We start from the raw sequence: 14,873 nt of genomic DNA, 5'->3' as shown, positions 1-14,873 counted from the left end.
GCGTGCTAGTTTGACGGCTGGCGCGAGTTGCGGTCGAAACCTAACGACGCCCGGGGGCCTCGGCCGAATGTCCACCCCTCCCCAAGAGCGCACCGGCCCCGGCCAGACTCGCGCCCCGATCCCGGTCGCCTACCCGCCCAGGGACCCCCGCCGCGCGCCAAGGCCGGCTCGCGAGGCCGCCGCGGCCTTCACGTCGCTTTCCGAGCCCGTCGCGCCGCTTTTCGCGAACCTCAGGTCGGTGGCGACCCTCAGGAGCTGGGGCGGCTCGGTCGGCCTGCATGCCGTGTTCCTGCTGCTCCTGGCGTTCTGGTACTTCTCGCCCCCGCTCCGACCGCCGATCGAGTTCGACTCCCGCATCGGCGGCTCGCCCGACGGCGTCGCCGAGGGGATGACGCTTTTGGGCGGCCTGCGGACCCCGGAGGACGAAATCGGGATGTCCGAGGCGACCCTGGCCCCGTCCCCCGAACCGCTTCTGGACCTGGCCCCCGTCGAGGTCGGCCGCATCGCCTTGAAAGGCCGGGGCGGTAAGCCGGCAGCCGGCGGCGGGGCTCCCAACGACAACCCCGGCGCGGGCGACGGCGAAGGGTTCGGCCTCGCCCGCTTCGGCGACGGCTCCGAGCGTATACGCGGAATCGAGGTCAAGGTCGGCGACCCCCAGTTCACCCTGATCTGGGACACCGACGTCGACCTCGACCTCCACATCATCGAGCCCGGCGGCAAGGAGATCTTCTGGGAGCAACGCAAGGGGGCCCAGGGGGGCGAACTCGACGTCGACAACACCAAGGGCTTCGGCCCCGAAAACATCTACTGGCTGGTCGCGCCCGCCGGGGCCGACTCGGCCAAGATTCGCGGCGACGGCCCGCCGGGAGTGTATCGCTGGTTCGTGGCTTATTATGGCGGATTCGGCGGCATATCCAAGCCGACGCAGTGGCAGGTGAGGATCAAGCATGCCGGCCGCGTCATCATCCAGCGCGGGAAGCTCCGGTCGCTCGACGAGCAGAGCCGGATCTTCTCCCTGTCGGTCGGCCCTCAGGCCACCGCAATCGCGGAACCGGAGCCGGATGCGAGTCCGCTCTTGCCCCCCGAGCGTCCCTGATCGGGTTCGACCCCGCGAGCACGAGCCGTCGTGCGGGCGCATGAAAAAATCGAAACCTTGGAAATGGACCGACGCATCCGTCGAATAGCGACGGTACACTCGGGTACGAGTGATCAGGTCGAGGAGATCGACCTCGCGTCGATCGGCGACCCCAAGTATAGTCGAGCCGAATCCATACTTATCGCGCCCGAGGATGGGTCGCGGAGTTCGGTCGATCTCATCGAAAGCCCCGAGGCCCGTCATGGCGAGCAACTTGCGCGACGAGCTGGCGTCGCTCCGCATCGAGAGGACGAAATCGGCTCGTCCGACCCCAGAGCGCCGCCCGGTCGCCGCGTCCTCCCCGGCGACCCACCCGACCTCGTCGCACGGCTCGTTGAGCGACTACAAGCGGCGCCGCGGCTTCGGGCTCCGACTCGTCTCGATGCTGCTCTGGCTGATCCCGCTGGGCGTCGTGAGCGTCGCCGGCGCGGTGGCCTATCGCCAGTACGACCAGATGCGCTCGAAGCCCGAGGTCACCGTCGGCATCGTCCAGAAGATGACGCTGGGCGAGGCCGAGAAGCTGCTCAGCTCGAAGGGCTACCTGAAGTCGCGTTCCCAGGCGATGATCGGCACCAAGATCGCCGGCCGGGTCGAGGAGATGCGGGTCCGCGAGCGGGTGACGGTCAAGAAGGGCGAGATCCTCGCGGTCATCGAGCACCACGACATGGACGCCATGCTCCTCCAGCGCAAGGCCGGCCTCGCCCGGGCCGAGGCCGAGCTGGAGGAGGCCAAGGTCGAGGTCTGGGACAAGGAACGCCAGGAAAAGCGGCTGGCGAAGCTGTTCGACAAGCACATGACGCCCCAGGAGGACTACGATAAGGCCGTCGCCGCCCGTCGCTCCGCCGAGGCGCGGGTCGCGGCCACCGCGGCGGCGATCCAGGTCACGAGGTCGAACATCGACGAGATCGAGGCCACGATCCACCATCAGATGTTCCTCTACGCCCCGTTCGACGGCACGGTCGTCGAGAAGCAGGGCGAGGTGGGCGAGATCATCAGCCCGATGGCCATGAGTTCGTCGCTGGGCCGCTCGGCGGTCGTGACGATCGCCGACCTGTCCCAGATGGACGTCGAGGCCGACATCCCCGAAGAGCAGATGTACCGTGTGGCCGAGGGCCAGCCCGCCGAGATCTCCGTGACCGCCGTGCCGACCAAGCGGTATCGCGGCCGGCTCCGCCAGATCACGCCGATGGGCGACCGCACCCGGGCCACGGTCAAGGTGAAGGTCGAGATCCTCGACCCGGACGACAAGCTCTTCCCGGAGCTGGCCGCGACGGTCCACTTCCTCCCCGACAAGAAGGCCGCCGAGTCCGACGCCAACCTGGCGTTCCTCTACGTTCCGAGCGAGGCCGTGTTCCAGGAGGACGGCCGCGACTGGGTCTGGGTGTTCGACCGCAATTCCCGGGTCGCCCGCCGCAAGATCGAGGTCGCCAACTCGAATAAAGGCTCGACCCGCGTCGAGTCCGGGCTGGAGGCGGACGACAAGGTCGTTTTGAACCCCCCGCGCGGGCTCCGCGACGGCGAGCTGGTGCGCGAGGCCAGCCGCTGAGTCGAACTTCCCCCGGCCCGGCCCGCACCGTTGGGTCCGGAACGTCGGGAGCCCCTCATCGGGCCCCGCGCGACCGGACGGTGATCACACCGCCATTCCCTACGAGGTCCCACATGGAAGCGTCCCCTTCGATCGAGCTGCGCGGAGTCGAGAAGGAGTACCGCCGCGACGAGTTCGTCGTCCCCGTCCTCCAGGGCCTGGACCTGAACGTCGCCGAGGGCGAGTATCTGGCGCTCATGGGCCCGTCAGGCTCGGGCAAGACCACCCTGTTGAACCTGGTCGCGGGCCTCGACGTCGCCACCCGGGGCCAGGTGATCGTCCACGGACAGGACCTGGGGCGGCTCTCGGAATCCGAGATCACCCGCTGGCGCGCCGACAACGTCGGCTTCATCTTCCAGACCTACAACCTCATCCCCGTGCTGACGGCGGCCGAGAACGTCGAGCTGCCGTTGCTGCTCACGAGCCTTTCGCGCAAGCGCCGCCGCGAGAACGTCGCCACCGCGCTCCGCGTTGTCGGCCTCGAAGGCCGCGAGCACCATTATCCCCGGCAGCTCTCCGGTGGCCAGGAACAGCGAGTGGCCATCGCTCGGGCGATCGTCACCGACCCCTTCCTGCTCGTCGCGGACGAGCCCACCGGCGACCTCGACCGCAACACGGCCGACGAGATCCTGGAACTCCTGGAGCAGCTCAACCGCGAGTTCCAGAAGACGATCGTCATGGTCACTCACGACCCGCTGGCGGCCCGCCGAGCCGGCCGGGTCCTCCACCTCGACAAGGGTCGTCTCGTGGACGACGTGATCAACGAATCCCCGATGTCGGCGGCCTCCTGACATGAAATACCTGACCTACATCCTGCGGAACGCCCGCCGCAACCCGGTACGCACCGGGTTGACGGTGGCGTCGACGGCCATCTGCCTTTTCCTGATGATGATCCTCCTGTCGTTCTTCGCCATGAACGAGGAGGCGACGAAGGCCAGCCGGGCCTACAACCGGATCATCGTCATGAACGCCAACGGCTTCGCCGGCATGGTCCCCGTGGCGCGCGTGCGCCAGGTCGCCGCCATGGACGGCGTGGCCGCGGCCACGGCGTTCTCGTGGTACGGCGGCAAATATCAGAACGAAAGGGCGCTCTTCGCCCAGTTCGCCGCCGACGCCGACTCGGTCTTCGACGTGCTCGACGAGTTCAAGGTCCCCCCGGACCAGCTAGCCGACTTCAAGGCCAACAAGGACGGCGCGGTGATCGGCCGCAAGCTCGCCCAGGACCTCAAGCTCAAGGTCGGCGACTCGCTGCCGCTCCAGGGCGACATCTACCCGGTCGACCTGAAGCTCAACGTCCGCGGCATCTACGACGGCTCCTCCCGATCCGACCTGCGGATGTGCATCTTCCACTACGAGTACCTCGACGAGCTGCTGAAGCAGGTCTCGATGGCCTCGTCCGGCGGCTCGCTGGCGACCTCGTCGTCGCAGCGCTCGGGCAACGCCGGCATGGTCTTCGTGAAGTGCAAGGCGGCCGACTCGACCGCGCCGCTCTGCCGGAAGATCGACGACGAATACCGGAGCACCGAATTCCCCACCCGCACCCAGACGGAGGAAGCGTTCGGCCAGATGTTCTCCGAGATGCTGGGCGACCTCAAGGACACGATCTACTGGATCGGCGGGGCCGTCGTGATCTCGCTGCTCTTCGTCGCGGGCAACGCGATGGCCATGGCGATGCGCGAGCGGACGACCGAGGTGGCGGTCCTGAAGGCGATCGGCTTCACCAAGGGGCTCGTGCTGCTCCTCGTCCTGTCCGAGGCGGTGCTCGTCGCCGGCTTCGGCGGCGCGCTCGGCTCGCTCGGCTGCAAGGCGCTCTGCGAGGCCGTCGACATGTCGCAGTTCACGGGCGGGATGCTCCCGTTCTTCTACGTCCCCTGGAACACCGCGCTGATCGGGCTGGGCGTGTCGTTCTTCGTCGGCCTCGCCAGCGGGCTGGCCCCCGCCGCTCTCGCCGCCAACGCGTCCGTGATCGACGGTCTCCGAAAGGTCGTGTGAGGTCACCATGATCCCGTTCAAGTACAACGTCCGCAACCTCCGCGTGCGCTGGAAGACGACTCTCATGACGGTCGTCGGGACCGCGCTGCTGGTCGCCTCGTCGTGCATCCTGTTCGGCCTGGTCGAGGGGCTGGAGCACAGCCTGAAGGTCTCGGGCGACCCGCTCGACCTCATCATCCTGCGCAAGGGGGCGACGGCCGAGACCACCGGCGGCTTCGAGGGCAAGAAGGCCGACGAACTGCTCACGCTCGGCGGCATCCTCCGCGACGCCGACGGCCCGGTCGGCGCCAAGGAACTGCTCAACATCGCCGTCGCCGAGCGTAACGCCAAGACCTTCAACAACCTGATCATCCGCGGCGTCCAGCCCGCCTCGCGCAAGCTCCGGCCCGACTTCAAGATCGTGGCCGGCCGCGATTTCGAGCCCGGCAAGGGCGAGTGCATCGTCAGCCGGAGCATCGCCCGCCTCTACAAAGGGGGGCAGGTCGGCGGCCAGCTCGTCTTCGGCGAGAAGGAGAAATACCGCGTCGTCGGCGTGTTCACCGCTGGCGGCAGCTCGGCCGAGAGCGAGGTCTGGGCCGACCTCAAGGACGTCGAACGCAACACCGGCCGCGACGGCTCCGTCTCGTGCGTGCAGATCCGCGCCGCCGACCCCAAGGCGTTCGACCAGCTCCGCAAGGACATCGAGGACGGCACCCAGTTCCGCCTGGCGGCGATCCCCGAGTCGACCTATTTCGCGGGCCAGTCCGAGTCGAGCCTCTTCCTAAAGGGCGCGGGGACCCTCATCGCCGTCTTGTTGACTTTCGGGGCGATGTTCGCCGCGGCCAACACGATGTTCTCCGCGGTGAAGTCGCGGACCCGCGAGATCGGCACGATGCGCGCCCTAGGGTTCTCGCGCGGCGACGTGCTCTTCTGCTTCCTCGGAGAGTCGGTGCTGCTCAGCCTGCTGGGCGGCGCGCTCGGGTTGCTGGCGACCTTGCCGATGAGCTTCCTCTCGATCGAGACGTCGAATTTCAACACCTTCGCCTCGGTCACCATCAACTTCCGGTTCGGTCCGCTGGTCATGGCGGTCGCCCTGATCATGACCCTCGTCATGGGCCTCTTCGGCGGCATGATCCCCGCCCTCCGCGCGGTCAGGCTGGAAGTCATCTCGGCCCTCCGCGAGCTTTGATCGGATCGGCCCGAGTCGTCATCGGCCCCGGGCCGAAAGGCCCGCGAGGAGTAGGGCGAAAACGTCTTCGGCTTCCTGCTCGCCCGGCGGTCCTGGGGAGGTCGCCAGGAGCCCCGGGTGGTGGAAACGGATCGAGCCGCTAAGAATCGCCCGGGCGGCTCGATGAGGATCGGTTTCCGATGGAAACTCGCCGGACGCGACGCCGTCGGACACCATCGTCGCGACGTGTTCGTCCATCATCGCAAGGTGCCGCGCGACGGACGTGGGAGAGTCGGCGGCGATCGCCTGATAAGTCATGAACAACTCTGGGTCGGCGGTGACTTTGCGGACTTTTGAGCGAAAAAGCGCCATCAGCCACCGCTGTAGGCGTTCGCCCGCCGGGCTATTGCTCCGGGCGATCGCTTCCAGGGGCTCGGAGACTCGCGAGAGCCAGCGTTCGACGAGGGCGTCGAACAGCTCGGCCTTGCTGGCGAAGTAGCGATAGACGCTGGCGTGCGTCTGCCCCAACTCGCGCGCGACGTCGACGACGTTGGTCTTTCCCGGACCGTGACGGCGGAGCACCACCTCGGCCGCGTCCAGGATCCGCTGGCGCTGGGCGTCAGTCGTGTCGCTCTTTCGCGTGCGAGCCATGAGGCCCCCGGGCCGAAGCGTGGCGAGTCGGCCACGGTCAGCGGTTGACCATCGCCATACCGTGCTTGTCGTAGCGATCGCCGGCCGCCGCGCCGACGGGAAAGGCCGCGTCGATCCGCGCCAGGTCGTCGGCTGTCAACGTCAGGTCAAGCGCGGGGATCGCCTCGGCCAGCCGGATCCGGGTCCGGGCGCCGATCAGCGGTATGACATCCTGGCCTCGCGCGAGGACCCACGCAATGGCGAGCTGCGCCCCCGTCGCGCCCTTCTCTCGCGCGATCGCGTCCAGGGCGTCAACCAGCTTCGCGTTCGCGCCCACGTTATCGCCCTGGAAACGAGGGAGCATCGACCGGTGATCCCCGGCCGCCCCCGGCCCCTTCGACACGCCTCCGATCAGGCCCCGCGAGAGGACGCCGTAGGCAACGGTCGCGATGCCCAGCTCTCGGAGCGCCGGCAGGATCTCGGCCTCGACCTCGCGCGTCAGCACGGCATACTCGGTCTCCAGCGCCGCGATCGGGTGGACCGCCTGCGCTCGCTTCACCGTAGCGGCCGACGCCTCGCTGAGGCCGATGTGTCGCACATAGCCCGCCTGGACCATCTCGGCGATCGCGCCCACGGTCTCCTCGATCGGGACCGAAGGATCGACTCGAGCCGGCTGGTACAGATCGATGTAGTCCGTCTTGAGCCGCTTCAAGCTGTAGGCCAGGAACGTCCTGACCGCGGCCGGCCGACCGTCGAACCCGATGAACCGCGCGTCGGGCGTCCGGAGCGCCCCGAACTTCACCGAGATGAAGACACGGTCGCGACGCCCCTCGATCGCCCGCGCGATCAGCAGCTCGTTGTGCCCCATCCCGTAGAAGTCGCCGGTGTTCAGAAAAGTCACCCCGCGATCGATCGCCTCGTGGATCGTCGCGACGCTCTCCCCCTCGTCCGCCGGGCCGTAGAAATCCGACATTCCCATGCATCCCAGCCCCACCGCCGAAACCAGCGGGCCTTCGACCCCCAAACGTCGCATCTCCATGGAATTGCTCCGGAATGTCGTGTCGATAGGACGATCCACGTGGGGCCGCCACGGTTACAGATTACACTAAATGTAACTTCGTCGACTTCGGCGTCAAGTCGCCGACCGGAATTCGAGAAGAGGGTTGTCGGCCCGCCTTCAACGTGCATGTTCCATTCGATAGATGGTCCGCCGTGAGGGCAGCGACGCCGTGTCGACCGTGAACTCCGACCCATCGACGGCGACGATGGGATCGTCGGGAAGGCGTTCGAGGAACCGCTCCAGGGGCTGGATGTTCAGGTTGATCTTCGGAGTCTTGTAGTGCATCGGCACGACGATCCTGGGGTCGATCGCGTCGAGGAGGGCGGGGATCTCGTCCAGGTCGATCGTCGGCGTGCCGCCTGCGGGGATTAGGAGCACGTCGGCACCGCGGATCGGTGTCAGCTCGGACTCCGTCAAGAGGTGGCCCAGGTCTCCCAGGAAGACGACGTGCAGCCCCTCGGTACGGAAGTGGATGATCGTCACCTCGTCCTCAGGCTTCCGTTCGGGCGACTCGAACACACGGATCGCCTCGAAGAGGACCCCGCGAAAACTCTCGCCCGCCTCGCCCAGGTTAAGGGCCCGAATGACGTGGAACGGCGGGATGATCTGCCCGAGATGGCTGTGATAGCGGTCGTTCTCGTGGCTGACGACCACGACGTCGGCCGGCTCGTCGATCGGCTCATAGCCGCCCGAGTCGGGCGCGCGAAAGGGGTCGACGATGATCCGGACGCCCGGATTTTCGATCAGAAACGCGGCGTGGCCGTACCAAAGAATTCGCATCGGTGCAGATTCCTGAAGTAGCGATTGGCTCGGGATCCCGCCGAAGCAATCCGAAGCGAGGGGGTGGGGACGGACGCTGCGTTAGGATTTCTTGATCTTGAAGAGCGAGGCGATCTCGGCCGCCCGATTCCGAGCCTCGTCCAGGGTCGGAGCGTTCATCTCGCGTCGCAACACGTCCGTGACCCCCGGCCCCACCTCGTCGAGTTGCTTGGGCTGGTTCGGGTCGCTCTTGTGATATTGGGTGCCGAATCGCTGACGGCGGCCGAGCTTCACGAGAAATCGATCCTCCGCGGCGGCGGCGGGATCGGGCGTCGATCTCTCCTTTCGCCAGGGCCACGACGCAGAACTCGTGGGCCAGCAGGTAGTCGTCAGGCCCGTCCGCGTGTTGCAGGACCATCGCGGCCCGGTGGTAGTCCTGGCCCGTGCGGATCTCGCCCGCCTTGTAGAGCTCCTTGACGCGGGCCTCCCGGGCCCTGACCCGAGGGAGGACGAGGGCGAAGTCGATCTCCCGGCCAGGTTCCGGGATGCGATCGGCCTGATCGTCGGCATGGAGCCCTTCCAGCTCGGGGTTCTCACTTGCCGCCGGACCCGCCGCCGTCTGCCCCTGTTCCATCCCCCGGACGCTGCGGCCGCCCTGGGCACCTAGAATCGGGGCGAGTGCCCCCACAACGAGGCAGATCGCGATACTCCAGGTCGACTTCATTTCCCGGCCCTCCTCGGCCCCACCCATGGCGCTTCGCCGCGGGATCGGATAGGCTGACCGGGCGAGTCGCCTCAGTCTATCGGGAGGGCCGCACGCACGCGACCTGTCGCCGCCCGTCACGACCGCGACGGCCCGCCGTTGAGTCGATGAATGTTTCGCCGGTCGAAGAGACTTCCGCTCGTGCCCATCCTCCAAGGCCTGTCGCGCCCCGTCGACCTGACGCCGTTGCTCGACCGCGTGTTCGATGTGATCGCTCGGCGTCCGCTCACCGTCTGCGCCTGTCTCGGGGCGGCGTTGAGGATCTGGGTCTACCTCCAGGGTCGCAGCTACTGGATGGACGAGGGCTCGCTGCTAGGGAACCTGCGCGACCGCGCGGCGTTCGACTTCTCGGGCCCGCTGACCTCCGACCAACTGGCGCCTCCGGCCTTCCTGGCGGCCGAGAGGATCGTCATCAGCCTGCTCGGCTCCTCGCCCTATGCGACCCGCCTGATCCCCCTGGCGTGCGGGCTCGCCTCGCTCGTCATCTTCCGCGCGCTGGTGAAACGGCTCCTGTCACCGTCGACGGCCGTGCTGGCGATGGTCCTCTTCGCATTCTCCGACGACCTGACCTACTATTCCAACGAACTGAAGCCGTACTCATCGGACGTGGCGTCGGCCCTCCTGATCACGCTCCTCAGTCTGAATGAGCTTCGCGACGCCCCCAGCTCGAGTCGTCGCGCGGGCCTGGCGATCCTGGCCACGGCGTCGCCCTGGATTTCGTTCCCAGCCGCTTTCGTAGTCGCCGGCTGCGGCCTCGCGCTCCTCTTGGATCGGGTGCGCCGAGGCCGTCGCCGCGATGCCGCCGAGTTGCTGGCGTTGGCCGCCGTCTGGGCGGCGAGCGTGCTGGTCGCCCATCGCATCTCAAGCCGGCTGCTCGGGCCGGCGACGTCGATGTACGTCTTCTGGAATTTCGCCTTCCCGCCGTTCCCGCCCCGGAGCCGGGCGGACGTGGCGCAGGCGATAGGGATCGTCCTGGAGACGTTCGTCACGCCGTTGAACCTCACGCCCAGGATGCTCTCCTATTTCTTCGCTCTCTTCGCGCTCGTGATCCTGGTGCAGGGCTCGCTTCGGCTCGCCCGCCGCGATGCCGGGGCGCTGGCGATGCTGGTCCTGCCCATGGCGCTGGCGTTCGCCGCCTCTGTGGTCCGTCGATATCCCTTCCACGGCCGCCTGATTCTCTGGCTGGCCCCGGCGTGCTTCATCATGATCGCCGAGGGCGTGCAGCACGTCCGTCGCCACCGCGGATTCGCCTGGTGCGTCGCCGTGCTGGCCTTCCTCGTCGTCTACCCGACTTGGGACACTCTCCACGAGGCCGTTCCGCCCCACACCCGCGAGTTCAACCGCCATGGCGACTTGCGCCGGAATCGGTTCATGGAGTGAGTGGCCGAGAGCTTTTATACCTGCCGGGTCTGCGACCGGTTCCGCCGCTTCGCCGCCCGCCGCCCGCTTGGAGTTCTGATCTGCAACGTCGCCCCGAGGCTCCCGGTATTGGAACGTTGCGACCGTAGGGGACGGGGCGGCCGCCGTGAGAATTCGCGACTTCCTATTTTCGGTCAGCGATATCGACAGGCCCCTTCGCCGGCCCCGACGGCATGCGTGTTGCCTCGCAAGGTTCGAAAACGTCGCACCCGGGGCCGGGGATTACTCGACCTTCGGGGTGCCAGGAGCTAAAGAGGGGCGAGCATGTCGACGGATGACGCGGAGCCGGATCGGCGATCACGGCTCAGCGCGATGGGCCGAGCGTTCGGGAACCGGAATTATCGGCTCTTCTTCGCGGGGCAAGGCGTCTCCCTCGTCGGCACCTGGATGACCCGGCTCGCGACCGGGTGGCTGGTCTTCCGCCTTGGCGGCGCGGAGGCCCCGTGGCTGCTCGGGGTCGTCAGCTTCGCGGGCCTCGCCCCGACGTTTTTCCTCGGCCCATTGGCCGGGGTGTTCGTGGACCGCTGGGATCGTCACCGCGTGATGGTGGTCACCCAGGTGCTTTCGCTCGTTCAGTCGGCGGCCCTCGCTTGGGTGGCGTTCCGCGCCGAGGGGGGGGCCGCCTCGATATGGCTGATCGTCGTCCTGAGCGCTGCGCAAGGAGCGATCAACGCGTTCGATATGCCGGCCCGGCAGTCCCTGTTAGTCGAGATGGTGGGTCGTCGCGAGGACTTGCCCAACGCCATCGCCCTGAATTCGTCGCTGGTCAACGGCGCGCGGCTCGTCGGCCCGGCGCTCGCCGGTGCCGTGATCGCCGCAGCGGGCGAGGCGTGGTGCTTCGTCGTCGACGCGGTCAGCTACGTGGCGGTGGTCGCGGCCCTGACGGCGATGCGCCTGCCGTCGCGGCCCATGAGGGCCTCTGCCGAGTCGGTCGGGCGGCATCTGGTCGAGGGGGCGCGGTACGCGTTCGGCTTCCCGCCGATCCGGGCCTTGCTGCTCCTGCTGGCCTTGATTAGCTTCGCCACCATGCCCCAGACGGTGCTCTTGCCGGTGTTCGCGGCTCAGGTGCTCGGCGGGGGGCCGCACACGCTCGGCGTGCTGTCGGCGGCGACCGGACTGGGGGCCTTGTGCGGGGCCCTCTACCTGGCCTCGCGGCCCTCGGTCCTCGGGCTGGGCCGGGTGATCGTGGCCGCGGCTGTTCTCCTCGGGCTAGGGCTGGCGGGATTCTCACGTTCCGGATCGCTGTGGCTGTCGGCCGCCATGCTGACGGCGACCGGGGCCGGGATGATGGTCCAGATGGCGGCGTCGAATACCCTGATCCAGACGATGGTCGACGAGGACAAGCGGGGCCGGGTGATGGGCTTCTACGGGATGGCCTTCCAGGGTGCGGCCCCGTTCGGGAGCCTGCTGAGCGGGTGGCTCGCGGGGGTGGCCGGCGCTCGCAACGTCGTCCTGGGGTCGGGAGTCCTGGTCCTGCTGGGCGGCCTGGCTTTCGCCATGCAACTGCCCCGGCTGCGGAGCCACGCCCGGCCGATCTACGTCCGCCTGGGCATCCTGCCGGGCGTGGGCGCGGCCTCGGCCACGGCGATGCCTCCGGCGCTGGCGGAAGCGGGGTGATCAGCGGCCGCAGCGACCTTGGAAACCTTCCAGTCCGCACGCTCAGGCCGCCGTCGGCGTCCACCATCTAAGAAACCTCTCGCTCATGCGTCGACCCTGCGTGCGACTCTCCAAATCGTCCTGGGAGGGAGTGCCATGACCAGAATCGCGACGACCCTCGTGATCGTCCTGCTCGCCGCAGCTTCCCCTCGGGAGGCGAAAGCGTTGATCCGCGGCGACGCCGGCAACAAGCCGTTGCATGATCCGGGCTGGCCTACCGGGGCGGCGGGGATCTTCAACCATCCCAGCCGGGTCGCCTGGTGGGAGGGCCCGCCCTTCGGGGGCGGCCAATGGCATTCCGAATGCCGCGGCGACGCCAACGCCCTGAACGCCGTCCTCGCCGAGTTCGCGAGGGTCGATGCGAAAACCCGGCGGGTCGTCGTCCACGACGGCGTCGGCTACAGCTTCTGGCTGGCCCCGAACGGCGAGCCGCAGAAGCGCGTCAAGGTCGACTGGGTCCTGATGGTCTGGCAGGCGACGAACTGGGAGCGCCTCCACGAAATGCCGGCCGACCTGAACCCGACCGAACCGGACGACGACACGCCGCCCGCCCAGCTCGACGTCTTCACGGACGAGATCCGCTGGTCGGACGTCGTCGTGCCCGACGGTCTCACGGTCGTCGACCAACGCCTGGAGGCCCACGGGTTCACCGCGGCCGACGGCCGGGTGCTGGAAGGGAAGGTCGCGGAACTGTCGAGCGGGCGACCGATCGCCGCCACGGTGAGGCTGGAGCGGGTCGAGCCGCAGGAGAAGGGTGGATACGCCTATCCGCTCGCGGTCGAGGCCACGACGGACGCCCAGGGCCATTGGGTCATGAGGCGCTCGCCCGCGGGCTGGCACCGAGTGGTGGTCTCGGCAGAAGGGTTCGTCCCCCGGGTGGCCGGGTACGTCCAGGCCGACGAACAGCCCCGATGGCAGCCGTTCGATTGCGGGCTCGCCGCGGCGGCGTCCGTGTCGGGGCGGATCGTCGACGAGGCCGGCGGTCCGCTCGCTGGGGTCGAGGTGAGGCTCGATAACGTGCAGCCGAAATCCGGAGGACGCTACGAGTCGTCTCGCGAATACCGCTGCACGACCGACGCCGACGGCCGTTTCCGGGCCGAGCCGGTGCCGGAGGGGACGGCGAGCGTGTGGCTCTTCAAGCCGGGCTATTGCCGACCCGGACTCGGCCTGTCGATCACGAGCCCCGCGGAAGACGTCGCCTTGACGATGATGAAAGCCTCGGGCGTCCGTGTGACGGTGGATTTCGGCGGCGCGGCGAGGCCCGGGGGATACATGGTCAAGATCGAGCCCGAGGGGGGCGAGGCCGAGGGATCGTTCGGCGGCGTCGGGGACGTCGACGCCAGGAACCAACTGGCCTTCGAGATCGTGCCGCCGGGCCGATACGTGATCTGGGGCCAGCCCAATCCCGGTTCCAGCGATGAGCGAAGCGAACGGATCACGGTCGAATTGAAGGGCGGCGAGACCGCCGAGGCGACGCTCAAGGCGAAATAGCGGGCGCGGCGTTTCCACAGGCACGGTCTTCGAGGGCCCTCGGCGGCGGCATAGGGCTTGCTAACGACTTGCTCCGAGAAAAGGTGGAAACCTCCCGGAGCAGACCGTGCAGATCACCGCCGCCGTGATGGAGAAGCCCGACGGGGTCCTAGCCCGTCGCAGGATCAAATTGGAGAAAGTCGAGCTGGAAGATCCGCGCGAAGACGAGGTCTTGATCCGGGTCACCAGCTGCGGCGTCTGCGGGACCGACAAGGGCTGCATCCACGGCCTCGAACCCTTTCCCATTCCGGGCGTCCTGGGGCACGAAGGTGCGGGGGTCGTCGAGGCGATCGGCTCCCGCGTCAGCCTCGTCAAGACCGGCGACCGGGTCATGATCGGAGTTCCCTTCTGCGGCCATTGCCTCACCTGCCGCAGGGGAGAACCCCGCTATTGCCAGAACTACATGGCCCTGACGTCCTCGGGCTACCGCATGGACGGTTCGAGCCCGATGTCGCGGGACGGCGAGACGCTGGCCGGGCGGTTCTTCCAGCAATCGTCATGGGTCCCGAACACGCTCGCCCTGGAGCGTCAGCTCGCCCGGGCGCACGACGGCCTCGACCTGGACCTGACCGGCCAGTACGGGTGCTCGATCTCCACCGGGGCGGGCACCAACTTCAACGAACTGAAGCCCTATCCCAGGTCGTCGATCGCCGGCTTCGGCGCGGGCAACGTCGGTCTGGGTGCCGTCATGGCCGCGAGGATGACCGGGGCGACGACGATCATCGCCGTCGACGAGGTGGCGGAGCGGTTGGCCCTGGCCGGGGAGCTGGGGGCCACGCACACGCTGCAGCATGGGCCGGGCACGGTCGAGGAGCCGAAGGCCCTGATCAGGGACAACGTCGACTTCAGCATGGAGGCGACGGACGGGTCCAACCTCGTGTCCGAGGCGATCGAGGCCCTGGGCGTCCGCGGTACGTGCGCCAGGATGGGCGGGGCCAAGTTGACGGAGACCGTGCAGTACAAGTTCGCCGACGTCCCCCTCAAGGGCAAGCGGATCGTCGGGGCGATGGGCGGCGGCGGCCAATCGCCCATGTTCCTCGAGGACCTGATGCGGCTCCAGTTGGAAGGCCGCTTCCCCCTGGAAAAGCCCGTGAAGTTCCACGACTTCGCGGACGTCAACCAGGCGATCGACGACAGCGACGCCCACAAGATCATCAAGCCGATCCTCCGGATGCAATAATCCCACCTTCAAGGAGC

General features: G+C 68.0%; 13 protein-coding genes. 9 read left to right on the top strand and 4 right to left on the bottom strand.

The features are described 5' to 3' along the window. Positions 1-67: 67 nt before the first annotated feature. The 5 genes from PZE19_RS20680 (at position 68) to PZE19_RS20660 (ending at position 5,880) form a co-directional block, all read left to right on the top strand. Complete coding sequence (locus PZE19_RS20680) at positions 68-1,096, top strand: YfaP family protein (RefSeq protein WP_277862494.1); 1,029 nt, start codon at positions 68-70, stop codon at positions 1,094-1,096. 241 nt (positions 1,097-1,337) lie between these two features. Beyond that, positions 1,338-2,681 (top strand): efflux RND transporter periplasmic adaptor subunit, encoded by a 1,344-nt coding sequence (locus PZE19_RS20675; RefSeq protein WP_277862493.1) that lies wholly within the window; start codon positions 1,338-1,340, stop codon positions 2,679-2,681. A gap of 113 nt (positions 2,682-2,794) precedes the next feature. Next, a complete protein-coding gene (locus tag PZE19_RS20670) occupies positions 2,795-3,511 on the top strand; it encodes an ABC transporter ATP-binding protein (protein ID WP_277862492.1) in 717 nt (238 codons plus the stop codon). Between the two features lies 1 nt (position 3,512). Beyond that, positions 3,513-4,712 carry an ABC transporter permease gene (locus PZE19_RS20665; protein ID WP_277862491.1) on the top strand — a complete coding sequence of 400 codons (1,200 nt, stop codon included), beginning with the start codon at positions 3,513-3,515 and terminating at the stop codon, positions 4,710-4,712. A 7-nt stretch (positions 4,713-4,719) separates the two neighbouring features. Continuing rightward, positions 4,720-5,880 (top strand): ABC transporter permease, encoded by a 1,161-nt coding sequence (locus PZE19_RS20660; protein ID WP_277862490.1) that lies wholly within the window; start codon positions 4,720-4,722, stop codon positions 5,878-5,880. A gap of 18 nt (positions 5,881-5,898) precedes the next feature. On the opposite strand, the gene PZE19_RS20655 is transcribed toward PZE19_RS20660, so the two are convergent. The 4 genes from PZE19_RS20655 to PZE19_RS20640 form a co-directional block, all read right to left on the bottom strand. Next, positions 5,899-6,510: a TetR/AcrR family transcriptional regulator gene (locus PZE19_RS20655; protein ID WP_277862489.1), complete on the bottom strand. Its 612-nt coding sequence runs from the start codon at positions 6,508-6,510 to the stop codon at positions 5,899-5,901. Positions 6,511-6,547: 37 nt separating this feature from the next. Further along, the gene (locus PZE19_RS20650; protein WP_277862488.1) at positions 6,548-7,528 is read right to left on the bottom strand and encodes an aldo/keto reductase; all 981 of its coding nucleotides are present in this window, start codon (positions 7,526-7,528) and stop codon (positions 6,548-6,550) included. Positions 7,529-7,666: 138 nt separating this feature from the next. Then, positions 7,667-8,329: an MBL fold metallo-hydrolase gene (locus PZE19_RS20645; RefSeq protein WP_277862487.1), complete on the bottom strand. Its 663-nt coding sequence runs from the start codon at positions 8,327-8,329 to the stop codon at positions 7,667-7,669. A gap of 81 nt (positions 8,330-8,410) precedes the next feature. Further along, positions 8,411-8,602, bottom strand: a complete 192-nt coding sequence (locus PZE19_RS20640; RefSeq protein ID WP_277862486.1) for a hypothetical protein — start codon at positions 8,600-8,602, stop codon at positions 8,411-8,413. A 610-nt stretch (positions 8,603-9,212) separates the two neighbouring features. Here PZE19_RS20640 and PZE19_RS20635 point away from each other — a divergent pair. The 4 genes from PZE19_RS20635 (at position 9,213) to PZE19_RS20620 (ending at position 14,856) form a co-directional block, all read left to right on the top strand. After that, entirely contained in the window at positions 9,213-10,451 is a 1,239-nt protein-coding gene (locus tag PZE19_RS20635) for a glycosyltransferase family 39 protein (protein WP_277862485.1), read from the top strand. A gap of 303 nt (positions 10,452-10,754) precedes the next feature. Next, positions 10,755-12,107, top strand: coding sequence for an MFS transporter (locus PZE19_RS20630; RefSeq protein WP_277862484.1), 1,353 nt, complete (start codon positions 10,755-10,757; stop codon positions 12,105-12,107). Between the two features lie 135 nt (positions 12,108-12,242). Next, positions 12,243-13,637 (top strand): carboxypeptidase-like regulatory domain-containing protein, encoded by a 1,395-nt coding sequence (locus tag PZE19_RS20625; RefSeq protein WP_277862483.1) that lies wholly within the window; start codon positions 12,243-12,245, stop codon positions 13,635-13,637. A 106-nt stretch (positions 13,638-13,743) separates the two neighbouring features. Then, entirely contained in the window at positions 13,744-14,856 is a 1,113-nt protein-coding gene (locus tag PZE19_RS20620; RefSeq protein ID WP_277862482.1) for an alcohol dehydrogenase catalytic domain-containing protein, read from the top strand. Positions 14,857-14,873: the final 17 nt, after the last annotated feature.

Source organism: Paludisphaera mucosa (assembly GCF_029589435.1).
In the GTDB taxonomy this organism is placed as follows: Bacteria; Planctomycetota; Planctomycetia; order Isosphaerales; family Isosphaeraceae; genus Paludisphaera; species Paludisphaera mucosa.
The sequence above is the reverse complement of the archived record's forward strand: the minus strand, read 5'-3'. Positions and strand labels throughout refer to the sequence as shown.

Coding starts and splice junctions, on each gene's coding strand:
- PZE19_RS20630 (WP_277862484.1), top strand. CDS start 10,755: ATGTCGACGGATGACGCGGAGCCGGATCGGCGATCACGGCTCAGCGCG.
- PZE19_RS20625 (WP_277862483.1), top strand. CDS start 12,243: ATGACCAGAATCGCGACGACCCTCGTGATCGTCCTGCTCGCCGCAGCT.
- PZE19_RS20670 (WP_277862492.1), top strand. CDS start 2,795: ATGGAAGCGTCCCCTTCGATCGAGCTGCGCGGAGTCGAGAAGGAGTAC.
- PZE19_RS20665 (WP_277862491.1), top strand. CDS start 3,513: ATGAAATACCTGACCTACATCCTGCGGAACGCCCGCCGCAACCCGGTA.
- PZE19_RS20660 (WP_277862490.1), top strand. CDS start 4,720: ATGATCCCGTTCAAGTACAACGTCCGCAACCTCCGCGTGCGCTGGAAG.
- PZE19_RS20675 (WP_277862493.1), top strand. CDS start 1,338: ATGGCGAGCAACTTGCGCGACGAGCTGGCGTCGCTCCGCATCGAGAGG.
- PZE19_RS20650 (WP_277862488.1), bottom strand. CDS start 7,528: ATGGAGATGCGACGTTTGGGGGTCGAAGGCCCGCTGGTTTCGGCGGTG.
- PZE19_RS20645 (WP_277862487.1), bottom strand. CDS start 8,329: ATGCGAATTCTTTGGTACGGCCACGCCGCGTTTCTGATCGAAAATCCG.
- PZE19_RS20655 (WP_277862489.1), bottom strand. CDS start 6,510: ATGGCTCGCACGCGAAAGAGCGACACGACTGACGCCCAGCGCCAGCGG.
- PZE19_RS20680 (WP_277862494.1), top strand. CDS start 68: ATGTCCACCCCTCCCCAAGAGCGCACCGGCCCCGGCCAGACTCGCGCC.